The 24,664-nt window shown below is 41.0% G+C and carries 27 protein-coding genes; 20 read left to right on the top strand and 7 right to left on the bottom strand.

The window, feature by feature from the left end; translation table 11 throughout:
* Positions 1-301: 301 nt before the first annotated feature.
* The 5 genes from J3P43_RS08555 (at position 302) to J3P43_RS08535 (ending at position 5,674) form a co-directional block, all read left to right on the top strand.
* Positions 302-1,117 carry a hypothetical protein gene (locus J3P43_RS08555; RefSeq protein WP_255901204.1) on the top strand — a complete coding sequence of 272 codons (816 nt, stop codon included), beginning with the start codon at positions 302-304 and terminating at the stop codon, positions 1,115-1,117.
* Between the two features lie 12 nt (positions 1,118-1,129).
* Complete coding sequence (locus J3P43_RS08550; protein ID WP_255901203.1) at positions 1,130-1,891, top strand: methyltransferase domain-containing protein; 762 nt, start codon at positions 1,130-1,132, stop codon at positions 1,889-1,891.
* A gap of 1 nt (position 1,892) precedes the next feature.
* Positions 1,893-4,040: a sensor histidine kinase gene (locus tag J3P43_RS08545; protein ID WP_255901202.1), complete on the top strand. Its 2,148-nt coding sequence runs from the start codon at positions 1,893-1,895 to the stop codon at positions 4,038-4,040.
* A gap of 134 nt (positions 4,041-4,174) precedes the next feature.
* Positions 4,175-5,260 carry a sensor histidine kinase gene (locus tag J3P43_RS08540; RefSeq protein ID WP_255901200.1) on the top strand — a complete coding sequence of 362 codons (1,086 nt, stop codon included), beginning with the start codon at positions 4,175-4,177 and terminating at the stop codon, positions 5,258-5,260.
* On the top strand, positions 5,261-5,674 hold the full coding sequence (locus tag J3P43_RS08535; protein WP_255901199.1) for a response regulator: 414 nt from the start codon (positions 5,261-5,263) through the stop codon (positions 5,672-5,674).
* Positions 5,675-5,677: 3 nt separating this feature from the next.
* Here the strand turns inward: J3P43_RS08535 and J3P43_RS08530 are convergent, their stop codons facing one another.
* Complete coding sequence (locus tag J3P43_RS08530) at positions 5,678-6,142, bottom strand: response regulator (protein ID WP_255901198.1); 465 nt, start codon at positions 6,140-6,142, stop codon at positions 5,678-5,680.
* 219 nt (positions 6,143-6,361) lie between these two features.
* Here J3P43_RS08530 and J3P43_RS08525 point away from each other — a divergent pair, with 219 nt between their 5' ends.
* Positions 6,362-6,970, top strand: coding sequence for a hypothetical protein (locus tag J3P43_RS08525; RefSeq protein WP_255901197.1), 609 nt, complete (start codon positions 6,362-6,364; stop codon positions 6,968-6,970).
* Positions 6,971-7,263: 293 nt separating this feature from the next.
* Positions 7,264-8,274, top strand: coding sequence for a glutamine synthetase beta-grasp domain-containing protein (locus J3P43_RS08520; RefSeq protein ID WP_255901195.1), 1,011 nt, complete (start codon positions 7,264-7,266; stop codon positions 8,272-8,274).
* A 50-nt stretch (positions 8,275-8,324) separates the two neighbouring features.
* Here the strand turns inward: J3P43_RS08520 and J3P43_RS08515 are convergent, their stop codons facing one another.
* The gene (locus J3P43_RS08515) at positions 8,325-8,726 is read right to left on the bottom strand and encodes a gamma-glutamylcyclotransferase family protein (protein WP_255901194.1); all 402 of its coding nucleotides are present in this window, start codon (positions 8,724-8,726) and stop codon (positions 8,325-8,327) included.
* A gap of 127 nt (positions 8,727-8,853) precedes the next feature.
* Between J3P43_RS08515 and J3P43_RS08510 the strand changes: the two genes are divergently transcribed.
* From J3P43_RS08510 to J3P43_RS08500, 3 genes are all read left to right on the top strand, one after another.
* Entirely contained in the window at positions 8,854-10,209 is a 1,356-nt protein-coding gene (locus J3P43_RS08510) for a glutamine synthetase family protein (RefSeq protein ID WP_255901193.1), read from the top strand.
* A gap of 62 nt (positions 10,210-10,271) precedes the next feature.
* The gene (locus J3P43_RS08505) at positions 10,272-11,312 is read left to right on the top strand and encodes a hypothetical protein (protein WP_255901191.1); all 1,041 of its coding nucleotides are present in this window, start codon (positions 10,272-10,274) and stop codon (positions 11,310-11,312) included.
* Between the two features lie 108 nt (positions 11,313-11,420).
* Entirely contained in the window at positions 11,421-12,287 is an 867-nt protein-coding gene (locus J3P43_RS08500; protein WP_255901189.1) for an HAD-IIA family hydrolase, read from the top strand.
* Here the strand turns inward: J3P43_RS08500 and J3P43_RS08495 are convergent.
* From J3P43_RS08495 to J3P43_RS08485, 3 genes are read right to left on the bottom strand one after another with little or no spacing between them, the layout of a single operon-like run.
* The gene (locus tag J3P43_RS08495) at positions 12,284-12,697 is read right to left on the bottom strand and encodes a hypothetical protein (protein WP_255901188.1); all 414 of its coding nucleotides are present in this window, start codon (positions 12,695-12,697) and stop codon (positions 12,284-12,286) included. The two genes, J3P43_RS08500 and J3P43_RS08495, sit on opposite strands and share 4 nt — an antisense overlap.
* 41 nt (positions 12,698-12,738) lie before the next feature.
* Positions 12,739-13,599: a fumarylacetoacetate hydrolase family protein gene (locus tag J3P43_RS08490; RefSeq protein ID WP_255901186.1), complete on the bottom strand. Its 861-nt coding sequence runs from the start codon at positions 13,597-13,599 to the stop codon at positions 12,739-12,741.
* 5 nt (positions 13,600-13,604) lie between these two features.
* Positions 13,605-13,820, bottom strand: coding sequence for a hypothetical protein (locus J3P43_RS08485; RefSeq protein ID WP_255901185.1), 216 nt, complete (start codon positions 13,818-13,820; stop codon positions 13,605-13,607).
* Positions 13,821-13,934: 114 nt separating this feature from the next.
* Between J3P43_RS08485 and J3P43_RS08480 the strand changes: the two genes are divergently transcribed.
* The 3 genes from J3P43_RS08480 (at position 13,935) to J3P43_RS08470 (ending at position 15,412) form a co-directional block, all read left to right on the top strand.
* Positions 13,935-14,117 carry a hypothetical protein gene (locus J3P43_RS08480; RefSeq protein WP_255901182.1) on the top strand — a complete coding sequence of 61 codons (183 nt, stop codon included), beginning with the start codon at positions 13,935-13,937 and terminating at the stop codon, positions 14,115-14,117.
* A 10-nt stretch (positions 14,118-14,127) separates the two neighbouring features.
* A complete protein-coding gene (locus J3P43_RS08475; protein WP_255901181.1) occupies positions 14,128-15,012 on the top strand; it encodes a PRC-barrel domain-containing protein in 885 nt (294 codons plus the stop codon).
* Between the two features lie 79 nt (positions 15,013-15,091).
* Complete coding sequence (locus J3P43_RS08470) at positions 15,092-15,412, top strand: RNA recognition motif domain-containing protein (RefSeq protein WP_255901180.1); 321 nt, start codon at positions 15,092-15,094, stop codon at positions 15,410-15,412.
* 54 nt (positions 15,413-15,466) lie between these two features.
* Here the strand turns inward: J3P43_RS08470 and J3P43_RS08465 are convergent, their stop codons facing one another.
* The gene (locus J3P43_RS08465) at positions 15,467-15,835 is read right to left on the bottom strand and encodes a hypothetical protein (RefSeq protein WP_255901178.1); all 369 of its coding nucleotides are present in this window, start codon (positions 15,833-15,835) and stop codon (positions 15,467-15,469) included.
* Between the two features lie 106 nt (positions 15,836-15,941).
* Here J3P43_RS08465 and J3P43_RS08460 point away from each other — a divergent pair, with 106 nt between their 5' ends.
* Positions 15,942-16,682 carry an EcsC family protein gene (locus tag J3P43_RS08460; RefSeq protein ID WP_255901177.1) on the top strand — a complete coding sequence of 247 codons (741 nt, stop codon included), beginning with the start codon at positions 15,942-15,944 and terminating at the stop codon, positions 16,680-16,682.
* Positions 16,683-16,784: 102 nt separating this feature from the next.
* Positions 16,785-17,747 carry an EamA family transporter gene (locus J3P43_RS08455; RefSeq protein ID WP_255901176.1) on the top strand — a complete coding sequence of 321 codons (963 nt, stop codon included), beginning with the start codon at positions 16,785-16,787 and terminating at the stop codon, positions 17,745-17,747.
* On the opposite strand, the gene J3P43_RS08450 is transcribed toward J3P43_RS08455, so the two are convergent.
* Complete coding sequence (locus J3P43_RS08450) at positions 17,744-18,625, bottom strand: YihY/virulence factor BrkB family protein (RefSeq protein ID WP_255901174.1); 882 nt, start codon at positions 18,623-18,625, stop codon at positions 17,744-17,746. The two genes, J3P43_RS08455 and J3P43_RS08450, sit on opposite strands and share 4 nt — an antisense overlap.
* A gap of 298 nt (positions 18,626-18,923) precedes the next feature.
* Between J3P43_RS08450 and J3P43_RS08445 the strand changes: the two genes are divergently transcribed.
* The 5 genes from J3P43_RS08445 (at position 18,924) to J3P43_RS08425 (ending at position 24,600) form a co-directional block, all read left to right on the top strand.
* Positions 18,924-19,691, top strand: a complete 768-nt coding sequence (locus J3P43_RS08445; RefSeq protein ID WP_255901172.1) for a LytR/AlgR family response regulator transcription factor — start codon at positions 18,924-18,926, stop codon at positions 19,689-19,691.
* 448 nt (positions 19,692-20,139) lie between these two features.
* Complete coding sequence (gene mutS / locus J3P43_RS08440) at positions 20,140-22,749, top strand: DNA mismatch repair protein MutS (RefSeq protein ID WP_255901171.1); 2,610 nt, start codon at positions 20,140-20,142, stop codon at positions 22,747-22,749.
* 123 nt (positions 22,750-22,872) lie between these two features.
* Positions 22,873-23,397 (top strand): C40 family peptidase, encoded by a 525-nt coding sequence (locus J3P43_RS08435; protein ID WP_255901169.1) that lies wholly within the window; start codon positions 22,873-22,875, stop codon positions 23,395-23,397.
* An 82-nt stretch (positions 23,398-23,479) separates the two neighbouring features.
* Complete coding sequence (locus J3P43_RS08430; RefSeq protein ID WP_255901167.1) at positions 23,480-23,983, top strand: redoxin domain-containing protein; 504 nt, start codon at positions 23,480-23,482, stop codon at positions 23,981-23,983.
* Positions 23,984-23,988: 5 nt separating this feature from the next.
* Positions 23,989-24,600, top strand: coding sequence for a thioredoxin family protein (locus J3P43_RS08425; RefSeq protein ID WP_255901164.1), 612 nt, complete (start codon positions 23,989-23,991; stop codon positions 24,598-24,600).
* Positions 24,601-24,664 lie beyond the last annotated feature (64 nt).

The raw sequence follows: 24,664 nt of genomic DNA, 5'->3' as shown, positions 1-24,664 counted from the left end.
CGCTTATTGCCTAATCAATGGTGTCGCGGTCGATTTTGTTTGGGAAAATCGGTCTTTATAACTGCCAGCCAACCGGGTATCCACTAACTTTCGAAACAATTTTGCTGGCCGAAAAAGATGAATTGCGAGACCCTAACCAACCGGTGGTTGTAGAATAACCTGTTTTTTGTTGGTTTTTCTCAGAATTTCCCCTCCCTGATTTTGAGAGCAATACAAACTATAAGTTGAGTAGCTCCATAAAACAATATGAGAATTGATAAGCTGTTTGTATATTGCTTTGAATTGCATTTTATGCATATAAATGGAAGTTAATTTAAATAAGGAAAAACCTGTAGTCAGACTTCGGGCATTCAGGGCGATCGACGACCCGGAAGCCTGCCGGTTGTTTGTCGAAGGACATGCACACGTTTTAACTAGTATTGGGATTACAAAAATTACCTCTGCCAAAAATGAGTGGGTGAAAAATCCTGCCGCATTTGTATTAATTGTAGAGTCTTTAGACAGAAAAAAGGTTTATGGGGGAGCGCGGGTGCACGTTGCAGGAGGGAGTGCGCCCCTTCCTATTGAAGAAGCTACCGGGGCGATAGACCCTTCTATTTATGATATAATAGGAGAATATGCAGAAAGCGGTACCGGTGAACTCTGCGGTCTCTGGAATTCAAGAGAAATTGCTGGTTACGGAATTGGAAGTATTTTCCTTATTCGTGCGGCAGTTGCTATTTCATACCAGATTGGACTGCAGTCTTTGTTTGCCCTTTGTGCTCCTTATACTATTAAGCCAGGCGAATGTGTAGGTATGGAACTTGAAGGGAGGGTTGGGAACCAAGGAACATTTTATTATCCAAAACTTGATCTCTTAGCTACTACCATGGTGGTAAAGGATGTTCCGGTATTAAGCAAAGCACACGAGGAGGATAAGGCGGCAATATTTAAAATACGAGAAAACCTAAATATTATTCGTGTAGAAGAACTGCGAAGAAAGGAGATAACTATTCACTATGAAACAAAGATAGAAAACCTTGAAAACTGGAGCTTAGAGGAGGTAATTATTAATGCCAGGAATAATGTTCGTAAGTTTAAGGGTGTAGTTGATGAAAATGACATTAATTTCCTATAGAATACAAAAAGCATGTCTGATAAACATTACGATAGTTCATATTTAGAGAGTACAGGTCAAATATTAAAAGGTATTAAAGAATCTTCTTACTCGTTATTTAAAACGTCGCCTGCTGGGTTAATACTAGATCTCGGTTGCGGCACTGGCTCTGACGTAGCCCGGCTGGCCGAATTGAGGCCAGATGCCAAAATTGTAGGCATCGATCACGATCCTAGTATGTTGAAAAGAGCGCGCCAGTCAGCTGCTGGCAAAGAGAATGTTGACTTTGTTCTTTCCGAAGCTTATCCACTTGCATTTGAGACTGAGTCAGTGACCGGTGTGAGAACCGAACGAATGATACAACATCTTGACGAACCTGAAAAGGTTTTAGGAGAGATTCATAGAGTACTTGGCAGAGATTGCCCTTTGGTTGTTGTTGAAACAGATTGGCGAAGTTTGTCGTTTTATATTGGTCACACTCTAATTGAAAAGAAGGTCAGTGATTATCTGACTGAAGTTAAAGTAAAAAATGGAGTCTCTGCTCGTAACCTTACGACCTATCTGTCGGAGTTGCAATACAAGGATATTAAGATAGAGTTATTTCCCGTGATTTTGAGATCATTGAGCGAGGCAAACGAATACCTATGGTTTGAGGTAATTCTGAACGAAGCTGCAGAGAAAGGTTATATTACGCATACGGACTGTGATATTTTTAGAGAAAGTCTTAAGAAGGCAGATCACAACGCCTGTTTTCTTTGCTCAATCAATTTGGTAATCGTGTCGGCGTACAAATAGTATGAAAAAGTATTCTGGTTTTGTAATTGTTCTTTTGTTATGGTTTGCTAACGTCAAAGGCACTACAATACTTTCTGACGCAACAGGAATAAAGTTGCTTGGAAAGGATCTTTGGGTGCTTAAATCTTCGAAGGAGATGACATTTGAGGAGGTTAAAGCCTCAAACGATTTCCAAAAAAACATGCAGGATGTACCTAATCTAGGGATATCTTCAACAAGTGTTTGGCTGCGGTTTACTCTTGCAAACGAAAGCAACATTCAGAATGCACTCTTACATATCGCATATCCTATACTAGATGAAGTAGAACTTTATTTGCCAGAGCCAGACGGATCGTACAATAAGGTTTTAATGGGAGAGATACTTGAGTTTAAAAAACGGAGGTATCAACATCCCGATTATATATTCAATCTGGATTTGCCGAAAAATGAAAGCCGGACGTATTATTTGCGGATTAAGAGTGCAGAGCATCTTATTCTACCTATTTCTGTAAGCTCCGCCACTATGCTTTGGGAGGGACTTAGTAAGGAGAACTCCATTTCAGGAATATTTCTGGGGGCGGTAGTGATAATGTTTTTATATAATCTTTTCATTTTCTTTTCCGTTCAGGATAGGAGTTATATTTACTATGTAATCTATGTTGCTTCCGTAGGACTAACCCAACTCGGAATAAAAGGGTTTACATTTCAATACTTATGGCCAAATAATCCGGCGTTTGAAGTCAAGAGTGTTATTCTTTTTGGTTGTATCAGCGGCATTGCTGCGCTATTATTTACCCAGAAGTTCCTTCATACGAAGCAGAATGCCAGGCGATCGCATATTGTTCTGTATGTAATTATGTTTCTTCTTAGTATAGCCTTTGTAGTTACCTGCTTCGGCCTGGAGCAATTTGGCTTTCAGTTGATGCAGATTACTACTAGTATTTTTGCGATCAGTATTCTAGTCGTATCGTATATTGTAATGAAGAATGGGTACAGGCCCGGTCGATTTGTGTTTTCTTCCTGGTCGATTCTTTTAGCAGGAGCCATAATCTTTGCTTTGAAAGATTATGGGGTTCTTCCTTACAACACCTTCACTAGCTATTCCATGCAGGCTGCGTCTATAATCGAAATGGCCTTACTTTCCTTCGGTCTTGCAGACAGAATCAATATTCTCAAAAAAGAAAAAGAAGCATCACAAGCTGAGGCTCTGGCTATCGCCAAAGAAAACGAGCGGATTATCCGCGAACAAAATGTAGTTCTCGAAGAAAAAGTAAAAGAGCGCACTGTGGAGTTAGAGGCATCCAATGAGGAATTGAATACTACGTTAGACGATTTGAAGCAGGCGCAGATACAATTGGTTGAATCTGAAAAAATGGCTTCGCTTGGTCAGCTTACGGCTGGTATTGCCCATGAGATAAATAACCCGATTAACTTCGTCACATCGAATGTTGCCCCGCTCCAGCGCGATGTAAATATTCTGATCGATGCTATTTCTACTATGGAGAATCTGAGTATGTCGGGTATTACGGTAGAGGAAAAACAGAAGCAGATTGAAGATTATAAAGAAGAAATTGATTACGATTATCTTAAGATCGAAATTTCACATCTGTTAAAAGGAATCAATGAAGGCGCTTCAAGAACAGCGGAGATTGTGAAGGGGCTTAGAGTTTTTTCGAGATTAGATGAAGACGATTTAAAGATTGCAGATATTCACGAGGGTATTGAATCAACACTCGTTATTGCGAATAATCTTTTGAACGGGATAAAGGTTACCAAAGCCTATGCAGAGCTTCCCAAGATCGAGTGTTATCCGGGAAAATTAAATCAGGTATTTTTAAATATCATTTCCAATGCTACTCACGCCATAATTGCAAGGCTTGGCGAAGGAGCCGGAGAGGGTGAATTAAAAATTACCACCAGATCTGATTCAGAAAGTATCTATATTCATATTTCTGATAACGGTACCGGAATGGATGAAAATACCAGTAGAAAGATATTTGAACCTTTCTTCACGACGAAAAATGTTGGTGAAGGGACGGGTTTGGGAATGTCCATCGCTTATAATACTATCAAAAAACATAACGGACATATCCGGGTAGATTCACTTTTAGGCCAGGGGACGGAATTTATAATAGATTTGCCCATAATGAATAAAATATCTGAAACTTAAGTATTTTCGTTCCGGTATAACAAAAGACATCTTCTATTTATAAGCATATGACACCTTTTCTACAAGCGAAAGAATTGATAGTGGATTCGAAGTTTAGCAACATAGTCTTAAAGCCATTGTAAATTCAGCTTAAAATGCCCGAAAAAATTAAAATTCTGTATGTTGATGATGAGCTTAACAACCTTGTAGGCTTTAAGGCATCGTTTAGGATGGATTATAACATCCTGGTTGCCGAAAATACGTCTCAGGCAGTTGAAATTCTGACTAAACATCCGGATATACGCATCATATTCTGCGATCAGCGGATGCCAGATAAGACCGGTGTGGAGTTTTTTGAAGAGATCAGGAGTTGGTTTCCTCATCCCATCCGGATCCTTATTACCGGGTATTCTGATATCGAAGCAGTAATCAACGCGATAAACAGAGGGCATATTTTCCGGTATGTTAAAAAGCCCTGGACGGATGCTGACATCATTTCTGCTATTGAAGAATCTCATAAATTTTTTACCGCCAACAGCTTGCTGGCAATTAAAAATGAAGAGCTTCAAAAGGCATACAATGAGCTGGATAAATTCGCCTACAGCGTAAGTCATGACATACGGGGACCCCTATCGGGAGTAATGGGAGCCATAAAAGTGGTACGGCATTTAGATAACCTAACCGAAATCAAAGAGATGCTTGCTCTGATGGAAAACTCGGTGAAGAAGCTTGATACCTTTATCCTAAGTATGCACGACTATTATACGCTGCAAAGAGGAGAGCTCCGGATAAAAGAAATCGATCTTGAGCAGATTGTAACAGATTTAAGAGACATCCACCAGGGTAATATTTCAGCAAATAAGGTTGATTTCAATGTTAATATAAATCAGCAAGAACCCTTTTGGTGTGACGATATTACTTTAAGGCTCATCCTTAACAACTTGTTATCAAACGCTATAAAGTATCAAAAACAGGAAAACGAAAATAAATGGATTGAGTTAAATATCGAAGTGGCTAAAGGGCAGGCTACCATTTACGTTAAGGATAATGGTATCGGTATCCCTGAAAACTACCTGAATGAGATATTTAATTTGTTTTTTAGGGCAAGTACTCAGGATGCAGGATCAGGTTTTGGCTTATACAATGTAAAAGATGCCTTATTAAAGTTAAATGGTGGTATCAAAGTAAGTTCAGTGCTGGGCGATGGAGCCGTGTTTAAAGTTACAATACCTAATAAATAAATGGAAAACAAGAAAGTAAATTTTATAATTGTTGACGATAGCGAGTTAGATTGTTTCATAGCGGAAAAGTTGGTGCGGCATGCAGGGGTTGGCAATAAAATAAAAAGCTTTTTAAGGGCTTCTGACGCTCTGGATTATATTAAGAAAACGAATTCTATTGAAGGAGAAACACCCACCGTTGTTTTAGTGGATATCCTGATGCCGATAATGAGCGGTGTCGAATTTGTCGAAGAGTTCGAAAAACTGCCTTTCGAAGTGAGGGAAAAATACTACATCGTGGCGTTTACATCTTCTATGAACAAAAAAGATATGGGGGCAATGAAAAGCTATGATTCAGTCAAGTTTTTATTCGACAAGCCCTTAAGTCCGGAGGTATTATCGTCGCTGCAAGAAAACTGTAGATTTTTTTCCTGATGATTATGAAAGAAGCTTCTGTCTCAAAAGAAATTCAAACTGATCGTTCGATACAACAAGTTTCTCATTCATTTCTTTGATCTTAATCCTTTCCTGGTAAACGTCGTAAGCACGTTTTATTGTCATGTCCAACTCTTCTTCGTTCCAGGGTTTGGATAAATAATGAAAAATTTTGCCTTTGTTTACCGCATCAACCACAGCGCTCATGTCTGCATACCCGGTTAAAAGAATGCGCATAGGGTCGGGATTCACCTCAAGTACTTTCTCCAAAAATTCAACGCCGGTCATGTTGGGCATTCTTTGGTCTGTGATGATGATGTCTACATGCTTAGACTGCATAATCCTGATCGCCTCGTCGCCGCTTAAGGCTATGAGTACATTGTATTTAATGCGGAAATTAGCTTTGAATGAAACAAGATTATTCTCCTCATCATCCACGTAAAGTATCGTTATCTTATTTTCTGGCATGTTTTATTGCTAAATTACTATGATTTTGTACGTTAAAGTATACAATATGGTTCGGAAATCCTAGGATTTTTTTAATTATAACACAGAGCAGACATTGACCGGACATGGGAAAGCGAACCGGCGTCCGAAACCTTTGTTTTTCAGGGTCTTCTTCCGAAACAATTTCGGCATACGTACGCTTTCTATTAATTCATACGTTATGGTTAAAACACACACACGATGAAGAAAATAGCATTCCTGGCTTTAGCAATTCTTCCTTTTTTCGGGTGCACCGGACTAAACAAGCAGGTCAGTCAGATCAAAGCTCTGGAGGATTGTAAGTACGAAATCAGCTCTGTTGATAGTATAACAGTAGCTAACGTAAATGTAAAAGAGTTTTTGGGTAAGGATAAGGTTGATCTTATAAAAATGCCCCGTATTGCCCTGGCTTTGCTAAGAAAGAACGTTCCCTTGCGTGGGCGTGTCAACCTGGTAATAAATAATCCAAGCGACCGGTTGGCGGCGATAAACCAGTTTGAGTATAAGGTTCTCGTTAAAAACCGGGAAATAGCCGGCGGCTTCGTTAATCAAAAGATCGCTGTTAGTCCGCACGGAGGGACCTTCACCGTGCCGGTGCATATTAACTCGAATGTGTATGAAGTTCTATCTGATGATAAGGCTATGGATGCGGTGTACGATTTCATTATTGGTTCGGGCGACGAAACAAAGGAGAGAAAGGGAAACGTTACCATTAAGATTAAACCGACTTTGGATTTCGGAAATAAGAAAATCGAATATCCAGGATTTATCACTATAGACAAGGAAATCAGCAGCAAAAACTTGTTTTAAGCAGAAATTGCTTAGATAAAAGGCAAACCGTTAAAAGCTAACAGTTTGCCTTTTTTTTGTGGTTTTTTTTCTGGGGGTTCTTTTTTCTCGTTATCCCGACCAATGGTAAGAAGTTTATAAATGGTTTTTTTGAGCCTTGGAAAAATACATTCTATGCATTAATTGGGATATTTTAAAAAATTATCAAGTTTTTTTAAAAAAAATCAAACATTATTATAATTTCGTGCCATTAATCATTGAATATTTAATTTTTTAATGCAAATTTGCAACCTGATTATCCCAAACACTAAAAAATGGCAGCAAAACTAGAGTACATTTGGCTTGATGGTTATAAACCAACGCAAAGCCTGCGTAGCAAAACAAAAATCGAGAAAGATTTCAGCGGTAAGTTAGAAGATTGTCCGATGTGGAGCTTTGATGGTTCTTCAACCGAGCAAGCACTTGGCGGTTCTTCTGATTGTCTTTTGAAGCCTGTTTATATCTGTGCAGACCCTCAACGTAAAGAAGGTTATTTGGTAATGTGCGAAGTATTGAATGCAGATGGTTCTCCACATGAAAGTAATGGCCGTGCGTTAATTGAAGATGATGATAATGATTTTTGGTTCGGTTTTGAGCAAGAATATTTCCTATGGGACATTGAAACGAACAAGCCTCTTGGTTTTCCGACAAATGGATATCCAGCACCTCAAGGGCCGTATTATTGCTCTGTAGGGGCGCAAAATGCGTATGGAAGAGATATTATTGAAGAGCATTTAGATGTGTGCCTTGAAGCAGGTTTAAATGTGGAAGGTATCAATGCTGAAGTTGCTGCCGGTCAGTGGGAATTCCAAATTTTTGCTAAAGGTGCAAAAGAAGCAGGCGATCAGATCTGGATTGGCCGTTATTTGCTGGAAAGAATTGGTGAGAAATACGGAGTATCAATTAACTGGCATTGTAAACCATTAGGTACGTTAGATTGGAATGGTTCTGGTATGCATGCTAACTTCTCTAATACTCTTTTAAGAACAGCGGGAAGTGAGGAAGTCTTCAAAAAAGTTTGCGAAGCGTTCCGTCCGGTTGTTAAAGAACATATTGATGTTTATGGTGCCGACAATCACTTGCGTTTAACGGGTAAGCACGAAACTGCATCTATTCACGATTTCTCTTACGGAGTATCTGATAGAGGTGCCTCTATTCGTATCCCTGTCCAGGTACCTAAATGGGGATGGAAAGGCTATCTGGAAGATCGTCGTCCAAACTCAGCTGCAGATCCTTACAAAGTTGCAGCACGTATTATAAAAACAGTAAAGTCTGTAAAAGCCTAGTTTGTACAGAACAATATATTTAAATCCTCTGGCGTTTGTCAGGGGATTTTTTATGTGTTTTCAAAACGAAATTTAAGATAATCGCCGCTGTTGATTCGTGACAGACCCTGCGTAGACCAATTGTACAAGTAAACCCAGCAAGTAAGTGGCCCGATATCGCTTTTTACTGCTAATTTTCTACGTATAAACTCGTTTGGCTGCGATTCTTCAGAACCGAATCCTTCATATTGATCCATAATTCTCAGCGCTTCATCCGGGTTCTGTAAGGTCATTACCGAGCCGTATATATATGAGTCGGATTCCGGCACATAAATAGCCCCGGGGTATTCTCCTGCATCGTACAAAAAACCGCTTAATTTTGCCTGGCATACCATCTCGCTTTGTTGAGACAAATACATCCCCCAGGGATTTTCCTGCATTAGTAAAGTTCCGTAGATAAATAAATAGTCCATTGATTACCAGCCAGATTTTGCAAATATTGTAAAATCTCTGCTTACATCTAAACCAATTGTACGCAGAACGTTTTTTATAGACGAAGTTTACGTTATATTTAACACGCCAGCATTCATTGGCAGCTATATGGATAAAGTTCAGATTATTAAATATTTGGATGATAACAAAATCGAGAGAATAAAATTTGCTTTCGCTGATATAGATGGGGTTCTGCGCGGAAAAGTAATACACCGAAAGAAATTTCTGGAGGGCCTGGAAAGCGGATATGGATTTTGTGACGTGGTTTTTGGATGGGATAGTGCGGATGTTCTTTATGACAATTCTAAAATAACAGGCTGGCATAGCGGCTACCCGGATCAATTATGTTCAATAGATCTTTCTACTTTTCGAACCATTCCCTGGCAAGATGGTCTTCCATTCTTTCTTGCCGACTTTAGTAACTCGGTGTCCGCTCATGCGGCTTGCCCGCGGACGCTTTTAAAAAGGATGGCCGCAGATTGTAATGCACTAGGTTTTCATCCGGAGTTTGCCCAGGAATTTGAGTGGTTCAACTTTAAGGAAACCCCCCAGTCATTAGAAGAGAAAGAATATGTCCGAATCCAGCCCATTAGCCCCGGAATGCATGGCTATTCGATAATCCGGCCCTCGCTTTACAATGATTACAATGATGATCTGTTTACGCTTTTGCGAAAATTCGATGTACCAATTGAAGCCCTGCATACCGAAACGGGTCCGGGTGTATACGAGGCTGCCATACAACACGATGATGTGTTACAATCTGCCGACCAGGCGGTGTTGTTAAAAACGTCCGTGAAAGAAATTTCATATAAGCATGGAATGATGGCCTCATTTATGGCTAAGTGGAACGGTAGTTTGCCGGGGTGCAGCGGCCACATTCACCAAAGCCTGTGGGATAAAAAAGAAGGAAAGAACCAGTTCTTTAATCCTGCCGACCCCGACAAAATGAGCGATATTATGAAACAGTACCTTGCTGGACAGCTTCATTGTTTGCCACATATTTTACCAATGTACGCGCCAACGGTTAACAGCTATAAGCGTTTGGTGGAAGGTGCCTGGGCGCCAACAACTGTTACCTGGGGGATAGAGAACCGAACGACAGCCATTAGAGTGATTAATACAAGCGATAAATATACTAGAATTGAGACCAGGGTGCCCGGTTCGGACACCAACCCTTACCTGGCTATGGCCGCAGCGCTCGCTTCGGGCCTTTACGGAATTAAAAACAAGCTTTCGTTAGATAGTCCGGGAACGGTTGGAAATGCGTACGCCAATAAGGAGCATAAAAATTTACCTTCCAATTTGTTCGAAGCCACAACCGCCATGAAAGATTCGGATATCGCCACCAACCTGTTCGGCGACGATTTTGTTCAGCACTTTTGCAATACCCGGTTGTGGGAGTGGCGGCAATTCTCAAAGCATGTCAGCGATTGGGAATTGAAGCGGTATTTCGAAATTATCTAAATCAATTTTTCAAGAAAACTATTTAATAGTTGAGTCACACCTTTAAGAATAATTTGCACTAAATGGATTTTTCCGCGATAATCAAAAAGGCCTGGGAAGGCTATGATGTATCAAAAGTTATCAGTAAAATAGAAGACATCAGCGCTCAAGTATCAACCAATCATGTTTACCGGATTACATTTGAAGATGAGGATATCATCATCGCTAAGCTGTCTAACTTCGGTAAGTTTGAACATTTCAGGGAAGATCACCGAATTATACAGACCTTATCAAATAACCTGCTTTACCCTTTTGAGAATTTACTGGCAAAATCGCTGCTCAAGAATAACCGGGTGTACACTTATCGTTACCGGCAAGGTAAAACCGATGCATGGGTAGTGTTTTACAATCCGTCGCGGGTGATGGAGCGTTTTCCGCGACGTCTGGAAGAACATCACATACGAAAATTCGGACAGCAGATTGGCCGTTTTCATAAGGCCTGTTCGCGGTTGAAGAACGTTATTCCAAAATCGTCAAAAACTTTGCGCACAGATATCCAAACGCTAATGACTCAGATTAGCCGCAATGAAAAGCAGTTTGGGAGCCGGCTTCAGGCCGATTATCTGAAATATCACTGCGAATTGTTCCTGAAAAACCGGTTAAAGCTTAATGCAGGTTCTTTTGAAAGTATTCCGGTATTCATCGACTGGAACATCGGGAACTTCTCTATTACTAAAGATTACGAACTGTATTCACGGTGGGATTATGATTGGTTCAGAATTAGTTCCAGGATGATGGATTTCTATTTCTTCAGTAGAGTGGTATCTGATGTGGGCGACAGAACGGTTTTCAGCTATGTGATAGATACTCTGAATGAAGACAGGTTTATCATATTTTTACAGGAATATCACCAGGTGAATCCCTTAAGTGCTAACGAAGTGAGGTTTTTAAAAGAGGCGTACCGATTTTTTATCCTTAACTATGTAATGAAAGATGGGAACTATTTTTTCAGTGAGCAGTATGCAAAAAAATTACAGTCAGAAGCTTTTGATATTTATTTACCTTCGGTCGACAGAGATTTTGATGCTGATAAGCTGATCGATTCTCTTAAAATTTCGAAATAATAAACCAAAACTGCGGATTTTAATCAAAAACCAAAGACTTCCCGCTATTCTATCTTTTTTAGAGATGTTTAGGGTTGAAAAACCTTAACTTAGGATGTTAAATTATAAATGCTTAAGATCGACAATTTCAAATCTATAATTGACAAGTACGAAGTGGTGTTTTTCGACGCCTTTGGTGTTTTAAAAAACTATAAAGGGCTCCTGCCGGGGATAGAAAACACTTTTTCATATATCGAATCTCAGAAAAAGGAATATTATATTGTTACAAACGATGCGTCACGCAGTCCGGCTCAACTGGCCGACTCTTACCACAGATTGGGGTTAAAGGCTGTGTCGTCCGAAAGAATTGTTTCTTCCGGCATGTTGGCGAAAGAGTACCTCGACTTAAAAGTTCACGACGGTATAGTGGCATACTTAGGTACCGAAAATTCTGCGCATTATATTGATAGCTCTGGGCTGCATACCCTGCCTGTAAGCGCGATCAACGAAAGTAATATCGAAAAGGTGAACGCCCTGGTGTTTTTGGACGACGAAGGTTTTGACTGGTTCAGAGATCTTAATCTGGTGGTTAATCTGCTTAGGAGAAGGCCCATCCCTGCTATTGTAGCAAATACTGATTATGCTTACCCGGTGAATAAAAACGATGTTTCGATAGCCATTGGAGGGGTTGCACGGATGATTGAGAATATTGTGGGCCGGGAATTCATCAGGTTTGGTAAGCCCGATTCTCAGATGTTCATGTTCGCCTACGATCTGATCCGTGAATACCGGCCAATTTCGAAAAAGGAAATAGTAATGGTGGGCGATACTCTTTACACCGATATTCTCGGCGGGAATAAATTCGGCCTGGATACCGTGCTGGTATTTTCGGGAAATACCCTCCAAAAAGACGCTGAAACGAGTATGACGACTACAGGAATAGTGCCCACTTATATTTGCGAGTCGGCAGTGGTGGATAGTGGCATGATATTTTAAAAGTCCTCTTTCTGTTCCTCGATATTTTCGGATTGCGCGGGTGCCAGATTCCGCATAGTAATCTGGTAAATAATGTCTTCTATAACACGTTCCAGTTTTTCTTTAGCAGATGTGAAATATTCTGAGCGATAATCGTCGGTAACTTCCGACTCGTCGTAGCTTTCGGCTATTTGATTGATTTCCGAAGCAATCTCCATACGCGTATCCACTTTGTAATCGATGTCTTCCCTTTTTCTGCTGTGGTGGTAAACAGTAAGAAACAATTCAAACTTCTGATAAACCAGCCGCAGATCGTTTGCATTATCATTACTGAAAAGCGCCAGGGCTTTTAATTCATTTTCCAGTTGCTTGCATAAGCTTATAAATGTTTTATCGTCGAAATAAAACATTTCAAATTCTTTTGTTACCATAATATAAATACAATCGAGAACAGAACAGGTTTTATGTGCCCTCAAGATACTTGAGATGGATGCATTCTTAAGGTTTGTTTTGATTCCCCCAGGCCGTCAATGCCAAGCTCTACTGCATCGCCATCTTTCAAATAAAATGGCGGTGTCTGTCCCTTACCTACACCCGATGGTGAGCCGGTAGAAATTATATCTCCGGGCAACAATGTCATAAACTGGCTTATGTAAGCCACAATAAAGGGGATTTTAAAGATCATCGAAGACGTATTTGAATCCTGCATGATCTTTCCGTTTACTTTGAGCCAAAGCCGGAGGTTATTGATATTGATGATTTCGTCAGGAGTTACCAGGTAAGGCCCAAGAGGTGCAAAGGTGTCGCAACCCTTACCTTTAACCCAGGTTCCGTTTCGCTCTAACTGGAACTCCCGTTCAGAGACATCGTTATGGAGCATGAACCCGGCCACATATTCCATCGCTCTGCTTTCTTCAACATATGAGCACTTCCGGGCAATTACAATAGCCAGCTCCACCTCCCAGTCGGTTTTTACAGAATTTTTCGGAATTATGATGTCATCATACGGGCCGGTGATGGCGGTGGTGGCTTTCAAAAAAAGAACAGGCTCGGTAGGAAGGGGCTGTGTCATTTCCAGCGCATGGTCGCGGTAATTTAAGCCTGTGCAAACTATCTTGGACGGACGGGCCACTGGGCAGCCCAGGCGCAGATCGTCTGATATTTCCGGAAGTTGAGTGCTGGTGTGCAAATAACGTTTTAGTCGATTTAGTCCGTCAGACTCAAAGAATGCCTCATCATAATCTTTAGTCAGTGCCGAGGTGTCGTAACGTTTATTGTCGATTAAAATTCCCGGCTTTTCTTTTCCAGCGGGTCCGTAACGTATTAACTTCATAATTATCAGTCAGGCTTATGGCTATCTATCAGTTTCCCGATTATTTGGGCATCCTGTTCATTGTAACTGCCTGTTGTAAAAGTCCAGCGACCGTTTTTTTGTTTGATAACTGCTGCAATGCTTCCCGACTCAATCAGAGAGTAACCTCCATTTTCTGGCTTTACGTCGAAGGTTTTCTTCCCAGAGGATATTTCGGCGTTTATTTCAAAAGATTCATTCATGATTTTCATCAATGTTTTTTGGGGCAAAATTGTTTGCTGCGATACTAATTGAGATCACAAAAAACTTATACAACCCGAAGGTGTTATACAATAACCTATTTAAAACTTATTGTTATGGCAGAACTGCATGTACAGCGCAAAAGGAGAAGTCCCTGGTTGCTTTGGCTCATCATCATTTTAATTATCGCGGCCGTCTTGTATTATTTATATGTAAATTATTATCAGGATGAGACTCTTGCGAGTTTTCACGATGTCGCTCCGCTATTTTATAAAAGTTTAATCACATCTATCACCTAAAGAAAACTTTATGTCGAACCACTCTAACTCCGAGCATATAAGATTAAAAGAACTGGGCAACAGTAAGTTCGAGGTCGCAAAAAATGAATATGATATCAGAGGCTGGACAGTAAAAAACGGGCAGGGCCGGATTCTTGGAAAAGTAAACGACCTGCTTTTTGATAAAGAGTCAGAAAAAGTGCTTTACATGGTTTTAGATCTTGAGGGAAATGAAATGCACCTTAAAGAAAGGAAGGTACTAGCACCGTTGAGTGTTGCTGAGATACAGGAAGCGTATCATAATGTTACATTTCCAGGTGTAATGGCTAACGAGCTGACAGAGCTTCCTACCTACGAAAAGGGCAGGACAAGTACCCGCGTTGAGGATATCGTGCAACATGCTTTTGCGGGCCTTACAGGAGGTTTCGTACAACAGCAAAGAAGCCAATATCACGAGAACGTTTCATCCGACTCTCGTTATAGAGATAATTCCTCTCAACGGCAGGTATCCGACAGGGGACGACCGCAAACGGTGGTTGGAGTTTTTGAGCACTCAAACCAGGGACAGGCTGCTGTAGAATATCTTTTGGATAACCAGTTTAAGAGAAACCAGATTGAGATTTCGAGTCGCGCAACAGAATACCGTGAAGGTGAGATGAATGACGAAGATCACAGCGTAACCAATTGGTTTAAATCGGTTTTTGGGAATGATGATGATGCCAGGGCATATTCTGAGGCGGCCAAAACCGGCTGTGTAGTTACAGTACATACTTCTTCTATGGATGAGGCGGAAAGCGCTGCAAGCATTATGGATAAACATGGTGCAATCAATATCGATGAAAGTACTGACTCGAAAAGATCGTTTAAAAGCAGGATACTCGACAGGAGGGATGCGAATTCGAGGTGGGAACGGTAGCTGTTTATCAATAAGCTAACATTCGCATTACATTTTCCAGAGGTCCAAATCGTACCTTTGTAGAAATTTTAAAGCATTAATGAAGATATTTATAAAAGGACTCCCCACAAAAGTGGAAGAGTCGGAATTAAAAGAGGTTTTTGGCGATTTTGGTTATGTGAAATCTATAAGAATTATTAAGGACCGCGAAACTGGCGAGAGCCGCGGTTTTGGTTTTGTTGAAATGCCGAATGACGCTGAAGCGAAGGAAGCCATAGCAAATATGAATGGCGGAGATTATTATGGCCAGAGAATATTAGTTTCCGAAGCAAAGGAAGATCCTGGATTTGGAAATAATCGCGGAACAGGCGGTGGCGGCGCTAATCGAAATAATAGAGCAACAGGAAGTTATAACCGTTAAGAAATAAAAAAACCGGCACCGCCGGTTTTTTTATTTCTATTATTAAATTTCTTATCAATATGCACCACCAGGAGGAGAGGTGCTGTAGATCATCGCTTCGCGGGTATAATAATTTACACCTATCCCTTTCTTCGCGAGGGACTGCAAAATTTTCACAAAATAAGACAAGTCTCTGCTGGGCATTCTACCTGTGAGATAAATAGAGCGCCATAATTCAAGCTGCCTTTCAACTGTTTCTATTTGAGATCCCGTTTTTCTGATCTCTTTATCAGGGCTGGCAGCTAATTTTTCTAAGGTTTCCTGGGGGGTACGTAGAACCAGATGGGTGCTATCGCCCTGTCGAAGAGGTTCCAATCGTCCGTATTGGGCAAAGCTTGTAATCGAAAGGCCGGATAAAAGCAGCAAAAAAAATATTTTTTTCATCTCAGATTGCTTATCAAAAGTATAAATTGCTCATTAGATTCTAACAGAAATAAACATATTAGGTAACATTTTAGTATATCTAAGTTCTAACGAATATTAGCACCCTATGGATATTTACGAGAAACAAGTACGCTTTGAACTTGAAATCTGGCAGAAGGCTATGATTAAAGATCCCTCTTTTGCCGATATCCTTTCAAAGAAAATTCAGACCAGGATTAACAATGTTATTCCTGACAAAGTGCATCATGCAATTACGGTGACCATCCAAAAAATGGTACAGGTGGTGCTTTTCGGATCGACTTACACCAGTTCGAAACCCTTGGAAAGCGCCTCTTTACAATATCGTGAAGCTTTCGTGAAAAGGCAAATAGAAATTTATAAAAAAACCGCTTCTGCTGAAGGGGCAGTAACCGGAGCTGGCGGAATATTATTGGGGCTGGCTGATTTTCCTTTATTATTGGGTATAAAAATAAAACTTCTTTTCGAGATAGCGGCCTTGTATGGTTATAATGCAGCCGACTATCGCGAGCGATTGTATTTACTTTACGTCTTCCAGCTGGCTTTTTCCAGTCGAAAACGTCAGAAGGAGGTATTTTCTTATGTATCTGAATGGGACGCTTATCTGGAAAAGCTTCCTGCCAATGTGCAGGATTTCGACTGGCGCACTTTTCAGCAAGAGTACCGCGACTATATCGATCTGGCCAAAATGGCGCAATTAATTCCGGTAATCGGCGCTGCTGTTGGGGCTATAGCAAATTACCGCCTTATAGACAAGCTTGGAATTACGGCAATGAATTGTTACAGGATCCGTGAATTCTCAAAGGACGATCCAAGGAAGCTGGCTTAACTTCCATAGAAAACAAGTCCGGTTTTAGCTTTTTGTTCTAAATTGACATCCGCTTGTTAATCGGCCACACCTCATGGCTTATTTTTGCGGTCATTAAAAAATATGATTCAAGATTCATCGGTAAATCAAAAATCTGTATCAACCATTAATGTCGTGTTGGCGTTTGCCATTGTTTACATTGTGTGGGGCTCTACTTATTTTTTTATCCAAAAAGCGATTCATGATTTTCCGCCGTTCATTCTTGGCGGTTTACGTTTCTTTCTGGCTGCGTTGATTATGCTGATCTGGTGCGTATATAAAAAAGAGAAATTGTTCACCGGTAGCCAGATCAAGCATGCTGCGATTGGCGGGCTATTGCTATTATTTATCGGCAATGGTGCTGTGATATGGGTTGAGCAATATATGCCGAGTGCGGTAGTAGCTATTATGGTGTCGTCGTCACCCCTGTGGTTTGTGTTGCTCGACAAGCCGAAATGGTCAGAGAATTTAAACAGCAAAGCTACTATTACCGGGCTTCTTATTGGATTTCTTGGTATCGCCCTGCTGTTTTACAAAAGCATTGGGTCCTTGTTTTCAGGCGAGACCAGCGTTGAAGCTGGCGGTTTGCTTTTAGTTACACTCGCCGCGGCATCATGGGCCGGCGGCTCGTTGTATTCCAAATATTATAATTCGGAAAGTTCGGCCATAGTAAATACCACCTGGCAGATGTTTTCGGCCGGTGCGGCATTCAGTATAGGAAGCTTGATTATGGGTGAACCCGCTCAGTTTTCACCCGCTTCTGTAAGTAGTGAGGCATGGTGGGCCTTAGCTTATTTAGTGATAATGGGTTCGATTGCCGGATTTAGCGCATATGTTTGGCTTTTAAAGGTGAGACCAGCTACACAGGTGAGCACCTATGCCTATGTAAATCCGGTTGTTGCGGTACTGCTAGGAGTTTTATTTGCCGGAGAGGAAATATCCTGGCTCCAGATAGCAGGCCTTGCGGTGATTCTGATAAGTGTAATGCTGATTAATTTCGCCAAATACCGGAAAAGAAAAGCAGAGACTTCTGCGGGCAATATCTAGGGTTGTTCTTCCGGAAAAACTTCCTGAACCTGGTATCTAAACGCTTCCTTAACTGGCCTGATCGGAAGTTTAAGATCATCGCTCATTGCTTTTATAAAACATCCGCCATAATAAAAGATCAGCGACGAGTAAAACACAAATAACAGAATAAGCACCATTGAGCCAGAAGCGCCGTAGATGTTGCTGATATTGCTTAAGGATAAAAGCGATTTTAAAATTACTTTTCCAAACGAGAATAAAACTGCGGTAAAAAAGCCTCCGGCCAGCGCCGCTTCCCATTTCGGGCGCCCGTCAGTCAGAAATCGGAATATTACCGAGAACCAAACGGTTACTACGGCAATAAATATCAATTCGCTTACTGCGCCATTTAGGAAATTGCCCGCCCTTGGCCCCAGGTAAGTTATATATTCGCCGAGGATAGCCTGCATACTTTCTATGAAAATCAAAATGATGAAAAGTAATCCCGCCAGTAAGATAACCATTAATGAGCGCCCGCGTAGCTTAAGATAGAACCATAATCCCGGATGAGCCTTTACCCGGATCTTCCAGATCTGATCTAAAGAATTTTTGATCACCGAAAATAGGGTAGTGGCAACGAATATGAGAAACAAGAATCCACCTGAAAGTGCGAACAGGTTTTGCGACAGAGAATCGAAATGCGTTAAAACCTGTTGCACCTGATCTGCACTTGTTTTGCCCAGCAGGTTGGCAAGACGGCCGATAAGCTGCGTGTTAAGCTCGTTTCTGTTTAAAAATAACCCAAACAGATGAGTGAGAATGATGAGTATTGGAGGTAAAGCAAAGGTAGAGAAAAATGCAGTTGCGCCAGCCAAACGCAGTGGGTCGTTTCTTTTTAGCTCACTAAACGAAAACCTCATCCATTTCAAAATACGTTTAGGGTTTAATTTATAGGGCGAATTCGGTGTGGATAAGCTTGGCACGCAGGTAACTGTTGAATTTACTTTTAAAATACGGATAAAGATAAAAACTCCTGTGAATCATTCTCTTATCCCATCAGTCCAAAGAGAGTCAGGCTGAAAATTATTCTTCGCCAAATCTATAAAAAGCTATGTTGTATTGGTGCAAAATTGTATTTTTACTTTACGATTGTAAGTTCCGGTTAAAAACTACTGAAACCAAAGGGTTGGGTACGGTTTAATAGAGATTGTTTAATATATGAGATGTTACATTCTTGACGATTTCACGAGTATCAAAATTATATCAAAATATATCTCCAGTTATAAAGAGCTTAAAATTGTAGGTAGTTCCAGTGATACCCTCACTGCTTACAGCGACATCATGAATTTGATGCCTGACATTGTTTTCATCAGCAGCTCGCTACCAAAACTAAACCTTGCAAACCTGGATTTCGTTACCTCATTTGTATATACCGCGGATGCTCCTCATTTTGCAGCCCAGGCGTTTGAAAATAATGCTGTTGATTATCTGATGAAGCCCTTTACACTGGAACGCTTTGCCAGATGCATAGATAAGGCCCGGCAAAAACAACAGGAAGCGAACAGCAAACTCCTGGACAGAGACCGGCTTAACGATTATTTCTTCGTTAAAAATGAAGCCCGTGGAAATAAAGTTACCCGAATCAGATACGATGACATCATCTATATCGAGGCATCTCAAAATTATGTGACCATTCACGTGGCTGGCAATAAAAGCCACCTGGTTTATCTTACCTTAAAAGAAGTCGAAGATTTTCTTCCCTCAGATAAATTTATCCGGGTTCATAAATCTTACCTGATAAACGAGCAGAAAATTACATGTATCGATGGCAATCAGATTATATTAGACGATATTCATACCATTATATACGGCATCTCATATAAAAAGGACTTGTTTAACAAGGTGCATCCAAAACTCGTTACTTCCAAACGTCGGCCCGACAAACCTGTCAACGATATTTTTGAAGATTACCGATCTCAATTTTAGAAAGTCTTCGACACGGGATCTGTAATTGTTATGACTTCACTTTAAAAATGGAGTCTATCGTTGGTCTTAAATTTAAAATCTCCTCTAAATTTTGGTGAAAAGTGTAAATTTTTGGATGTCGAAAATCTCATTTCATCACGGCAACTGACCATTTCATCACGGCAACTGACCACTTCGTGTAATAATCAAAAAAGTTATTTATTTTTTTTGGACCTTGCATACATGGAAAGGATAGAAACGCTATCCTGATTTTTTGAAAGGCCCTACATCTACCGCATACTTAAGCCTGTAAAAAATACTACCATAAAAACATCAAATACGAAAGAGGAGGGGGAACTTTCCTCTTTTGTGGTTTTTATGGCTTTTAATTCACAAAAGCCGATTTTTCCACAATCCTGTATTATACCTCTCAATAGCATAATTTAGCTGGTTGTAAAGTAACATACAATTGGCTAAGAACGATCTTAAAGAAACTCCCTTAATGCAGCAGTATAACAGCATTAAGACCAAATATCCAGGCGCTTTATTGCTGTTCAGAGTGGGAGATTTTTATGAGACCTTCGGTGAAGATGCCGTAAAAGCCTCAGGTATTCTTGGAATCGTTCTTACTAAGCGCGCCAACGGCTCGGCATCACATATTGAGCTGGCTGGATTTCCTCATCACTCGCTCGAAACATATTTGCCTAAATTGGTGAGGGCCGGCCAGCGGGTAGCTATTTGCGACCAGCTCGAAGATCCAAAAACCACGAAAACCATTGTAAAGCGCGGGGTTACCGAACTGGTAACACCAGGTATTTCTTACAGTGATAATATACTTCAGCAAAAATCGAATAATTACCTCGCGTCTTTATTCTTTGAAAAGAACACCGTCGGAATTGCATTTCTCGATATTTCTACGGGAGAATTTTTAGTAGCGCAGGGAAACAACGACTATATCGACAAGCTACTGCAAAGCTTCAAGCCAAGCGAAGTCATCTTCCCGAAAAACAGAAAGCGGGACTTTGTAGAAACCTTTGGCGATCGCTTTTATACCTACACGCTGGATGAATGGCCTTATACCGGCGATTACGCAACCGAATCGCTTTTAAAGCATTTTGATGTTAAATCCTTAAAAGGTTTTGGGATTGACCGTTTGCCGGTTGCGATTATCGCTGCCGGGGTGGCGCTTCATTACCTGAATGAAACCGAGCACCGTAATTTGCAGCACATATCCGCAATTTCCAGGATCGAAGAAGAGCGATACATGTGGCTTGACCGGTTTACAATCCGGAATCTTGAGCTTGTTGGTTCGGCCAACGAAAATGCTGTAAGCCTGGTGGATGTCTTAGATCAAACATGCTCGCCCATGGGGGCAAGGATGTTGAGACGCTGGATCATAATGCCCCTGAAGGAAAAAAAGCCAATTGAGGACAGGCTGAATGTAGTGGATTATCTGATTAAAGAAGAGGAAGTTCGTGAGGCTTTATTACATGAAATTAAGCAGATCGGCGACCTTGAACGGATGATATCCAAAATTGGATTACTTAAAGCGAATCCGCGGGAGGTATGTCAGTTGAAGCGGGCGCTAAGTGCTATAGAATCGATAAAAAAATTATGCAGCGCAGCGAGTAGCCCTTCGTTAAAAACAATTGGTGAGCAATTAAATCCCTGCATTTTAATCAGGGAAAAGATTGAACAGGAGTTAAGCCCGGAGCCTCCGGTTTTGGTGATTAAAGGAGGGGTTATTGCCGATGGTGTGGATAGTGAGCTTGACCGGCTGCGCAAAATCGCATTTGGCGGCAAAGGCTATCTGGTAGAAATACAAAAACGCGAAGCGGAAGCAACCGGAATCCCCTCGTTAAAGGTGGCTTTCAATAATGTCTTCGGATACTATCTCGAAGTAACTAATTCACATAAAGATAAAGTTCCCCCAGAGTGGATCCGTAAGCAAACCCTGGTAAATGCCGAACGATACATCACACCCGAACTGAAGGAATACGAGGAGCAGATATTAGGTGCAGAAGAGAAAATTCACGTAATAGAAACGCGACTATATAATGAGCTGGTTCTGGCCTTGTCGGAATACATAAAGCCTATACAGCTTAACGCGCAGTTGGTAGCTCAGTTAGACGTGCTGTTATGCTTTGCGACCCTGGCAATGAAAAATTATTACGTAAAGCCCGAGATAGACAACAGCAATGTATTGGATATTAAAGGCGGACGTCATCCGGTTATCGAAAAGAAACTTCCGGTGGGCGAGTCGTACATCACCAACGATGTTTTTCTGGATAATGAAAATCAGCAGATCATTATCATAACCGGCCCGAATATGGCGGGTAAATCAGCTTTGTTGCGGCAAACCGGACTAATTGTACTGATGGCTCAGATGGGATGTTTTGTGCCCGCAAAGGAAGCAAAGATTGGTTTAGTGGACAAGATTTTTACCCGGGTGGGTGCCTCGGATAATTTATCGTCGGGCGAGTCGACTTTTATGGTAGAAATGAACGAGACTGCCAGTATTTTGAATAACCTGTCTGACAAGAGTTTGATTTTGCTGGACGAGATAGGGCGGGGTACCTCTACCTACGACGGGATTTCGATCGCTTGGGCAATTGCAGAGTTTTTGCATACCAATCCGGCTGCTAAGGCGAAAACTTTATTCGCAACCCATTATCACGAATTGAACGAGTTGAGTAATTCGTTTAACCGGATCAAAAATTTTAATATATCTGTTAAGGAGGTTGGCAACAAGGTTATATTTCTTCGAAAGCTTGTTCCCGGAGGCAGCGAGCATAGTTTTGGGATTCATGTTGCGAAAATGGCGGGTATGCCACCCCGACTCATTAATCGCGCAAACGAAATTTTGAAACGCCTGGAGCAGGAACGTACAGGCGGCGAACATATCAAAGACAGTATAAAAAAGGTACAGCAGCAGGCTTACCAGCTTCAAATGTTTTCAATTGACGATCCTATTCTGGTTAAGATCCGTGATTTGCTCAATAACCTCGATGTGAATACACTCACACCGGTTGAAGCCCTGATGAAGCTCGACGAAATACAGCGTGTACTCAAAGCCTGATCGCCGACGTAATTCAACACTTATTAACTTCTGTTAAAAACTTCGGGGTTCCGGTCCTCCGGGATTTCGGGATATTGCAGCATGGCGGTTTTGAATATAAATAAAGCAACTTTTATTTTTCTGATGATTATATTCTGCCTGGGTACATCCTGCAAAAGCAGAAAGATGCTTACCGATGTCTCTTCAGCGCGCAATAAAGAATTTAAGGGAAATGTGAAGGAACGATATGCTGCATTGTTAAGTGTGCCAGAGAGAGAAATCAGAAACGAGAAGCTTTACCGCTTTATCGACGATTGGATGGGCGTTCCCAATGTATCAGGAAGGATGGATAAAAAGGGAATTGATTGTTCGGGATTTACATTATTGCTTCAAAAGGAGATTTATGATCGCCAGCTTCCGCGCAGCTCCAGGGAAATGGCGGAAAGTGTTAAACGAAAGTTTGAAGAAGAGCTAAGGGAAGGTGACCTGGTTTTCTTCGACTTTCAGGGCCGAAAATTCAGCCACGTGGGCGTCTATCTTCAGAATAACAGATTTGTTCACGTATCTACCAGCAAAGGGGTTGTAGTGAGCAATCTCAAAGATCCCTGGTATTATAAATATTTTTCAAGAGCCGGTAGTGTGAAAAGTATTTTTGCATCTGCTGAATGACTCAAATCCCCTTAATTGCTTTATAATAAGAAATTTACAATTCGAGATGCATTTGCGTTGTTAAATGCTTTAGATTTGAATTATGAGAAGCGCCCGGATTACCAAGGCTTTAGGTTTAATTGTGCTGGTGTTTTTTGTGCTTTTTACAGGAAATGTAAAAGCGCAGACTGTAAAGTTGTTGAGCATTAGTCAGTTGGAAGACAGGATAAATAACGGTGGCGATACCGTATATGTGGTAAACTTTTGGGCTACCTGGTGTGCTCCATGTATTGCCGAACTGCCTTATTTCGAAAAGCTCCAGTCGGTTTACAAGGCCCAGCCATTAAAAGTGCTGCTGGTTAGTCTTGATTTTAAGTCGAAGCTTAGTAAGGTAGTAATTCCATTTGTGAGAAATAAAAAGCTTAACAACGAAGTTTATTTGCTGAATGAGCCCAATGCCCAGGAATATATCGACAGGGTGAGTAAAGATTGGTCAGGAGCCATACCGGCAACTTTAGTTTATAATAAGAAGAAGAACGTTCGTAAATTCTATGAAAAAGAATTTACTTATGCCGAATTGGAAACAACTTATCAATCATCAAAATAAAGACAATGAAAACACTGCTTACTGTATGCTTATTAAGCTTAGGATTGCTTTCTAAAGCTCAAACAGCCGGTTACCAGATTGGGGACGTGGCTGCAGATTTTAGTCTGAAAAATATTAACGGGAAGACGGTCTCCTTAGCCGATATGAAGGCAGCGAAGGGTTATATCGTTATTTTTACCTGCAATACGTGTCCCTATGCAATGGCTTATGAAGACCGGATAATTGCTTTAAATAAAAAATATTCGGCTTTGGGGTATCCGGTGGTTGCAATAAACCCCAACGACCCTATAGCCCAGCCAGCAGATACTTATGAAAAGATGCAGGAAAAAGCTAAGAGCAAGGGTTTTAACTTTCCATATTTAATGGATCCCGATCATGTGATCACTAAGAGATTTGGCGCAAGCCGGACGCCTCATGTTTTTGTGCTTCAAAAAACAGATAAAGGTAACGTTGTTCAATATATTGGGGCGATCGACAGCGATACCGAAGGGACGAGCGCTAATAAAGTTAATTATGTGGAAAGTGCCATCGATGCTATCGCTGCGGGCCGTAAGCCTGCCGTAACAACCACCAAGGCTATTGGCTGCACCATCAAATGGAAAAAACAAGGGGTCTGATTGCGACTCTTATTTTATAAATTTGTGGCCGGATCATTCCGGCCTTTTTTATGTCAAAATCTGA

The sequence above is a fragment of the Paradesertivirga mongoliensis genome (assembly GCF_024436395.1).
Classification (GTDB): Bacteria; Bacteroidota; Bacteroidia; order Sphingobacteriales; family Sphingobacteriaceae; genus Paradesertivirga; species Paradesertivirga mongoliensis.
The sequence above is the reverse complement of the archived record's forward strand: the minus strand, read 5'-3'. Positions and strand labels throughout refer to the sequence as shown.

Excerpts from the sequence above, each read along its gene's own strand:
- J3P43_RS08555 (WP_255901204.1), top strand. The coding sequence starts at position 302 with ATGGAAGTTAATTTAAATAAGGAAAAACCTGTAGTCAGACTTCGGGCA.
- J3P43_RS08550 (WP_255901203.1), top strand. The coding sequence starts at position 1,130 with ATGTCTGATAAACATTACGATAGTTCATATTTAGAGAGTACAGGTCAA.
- J3P43_RS08545 (WP_255901202.1), top strand. The coding sequence starts at position 1,893 with ATGAAAAAGTATTCTGGTTTTGTAATTGTTCTTTTGTTATGGTTTGCT.
- J3P43_RS08540 (WP_255901200.1), top strand. The coding sequence starts at position 4,175 with ATGCCCGAAAAAATTAAAATTCTGTATGTTGATGATGAGCTTAACAAC.
- J3P43_RS08535 (WP_255901199.1), top strand. The coding sequence starts at position 5,261 with ATGGAAAACAAGAAAGTAAATTTTATAATTGTTGACGATAGCGAGTTA.
- J3P43_RS08530 (WP_255901198.1), bottom strand. The coding sequence starts at position 6,142 with ATGCCAGAAAATAAGATAACGATACTTTACGTGGATGATGAGGAGAAT.
- J3P43_RS08525 (WP_255901197.1), top strand. The coding sequence starts at position 6,362 with ATGAAGAAAATAGCATTCCTGGCTTTAGCAATTCTTCCTTTTTTCGGG.
- J3P43_RS08520 (WP_255901195.1), top strand. The coding sequence starts at position 7,264 with ATGGCAGCAAAACTAGAGTACATTTGGCTTGATGGTTATAAACCAACG.
- J3P43_RS08515 (WP_255901194.1), bottom strand. The coding sequence starts at position 8,726 with ATGGACTATTTATTTATCTACGGAACTTTACTAATGCAGGAAAATCCC.
- J3P43_RS08510 (WP_255901193.1), top strand. The coding sequence starts at position 8,854 with ATGGATAAAGTTCAGATTATTAAATATTTGGATGATAACAAAATCGAG.
- J3P43_RS08505 (WP_255901191.1), top strand. The coding sequence starts at position 10,272 with ATGGATTTTTCCGCGATAATCAAAAAGGCCTGGGAAGGCTATGATGTA.
- J3P43_RS08500 (WP_255901189.1), top strand. The coding sequence starts at position 11,421 with ATGCTTAAGATCGACAATTTCAAATCTATAATTGACAAGTACGAAGTG.
- J3P43_RS08495 (WP_255901188.1), bottom strand. The coding sequence starts at position 12,697 with ATGGTAACAAAAGAATTTGAAATGTTTTATTTCGACGATAAAACATTT.
- J3P43_RS08490 (WP_255901186.1), bottom strand. The coding sequence starts at position 13,599 with ATGAAGTTAATACGTTACGGACCCGCTGGAAAAGAAAAGCCGGGAATT.
- J3P43_RS08485 (WP_255901185.1), bottom strand. The coding sequence starts at position 13,820 with ATGAATGAATCTTTTGAAATAAACGCCGAAATATCCTCTGGGAAGAAA.
- J3P43_RS08480 (WP_255901182.1), top strand. The coding sequence starts at position 13,935 with ATGGCAGAACTGCATGTACAGCGCAAAAGGAGAAGTCCCTGGTTGCTT.
- J3P43_RS08475 (WP_255901181.1), top strand. The coding sequence starts at position 14,128 with ATGTCGAACCACTCTAACTCCGAGCATATAAGATTAAAAGAACTGGGC.
- J3P43_RS08470 (WP_255901180.1), top strand. The coding sequence starts at position 15,092 with ATGAAGATATTTATAAAAGGACTCCCCACAAAAGTGGAAGAGTCGGAA.
- J3P43_RS08465 (WP_255901178.1), bottom strand. The coding sequence starts at position 15,835 with ATGAAAAAAATATTTTTTTTGCTGCTTTTATCCGGCCTTTCGATTACA.
- J3P43_RS08460 (WP_255901177.1), top strand. The coding sequence starts at position 15,942 with ATGGATATTTACGAGAAACAAGTACGCTTTGAACTTGAAATCTGGCAG.
- J3P43_RS08455 (WP_255901176.1), top strand. The coding sequence starts at position 16,785 with ATGATTCAAGATTCATCGGTAAATCAAAAATCTGTATCAACCATTAAT.
- J3P43_RS08450 (WP_255901174.1), bottom strand. The coding sequence starts at position 18,625 with ATGAGGTTTTCGTTTAGTGAGCTAAAAAGAAACGACCCACTGCGTTTG.
- J3P43_RS08445 (WP_255901172.1), top strand. The coding sequence starts at position 18,924 with ATGAGATGTTACATTCTTGACGATTTCACGAGTATCAAAATTATATCA.
- J3P43_RS08435 (WP_255901169.1), top strand. The coding sequence starts at position 22,873 with ATGATTATATTCTGCCTGGGTACATCCTGCAAAAGCAGAAAGATGCTT.
- J3P43_RS08430 (WP_255901167.1), top strand. The coding sequence starts at position 23,480 with ATGAGAAGCGCCCGGATTACCAAGGCTTTAGGTTTAATTGTGCTGGTG.
- J3P43_RS08425 (WP_255901164.1), top strand. The coding sequence starts at position 23,989 with ATGAAAACACTGCTTACTGTATGCTTATTAAGCTTAGGATTGCTTTCT.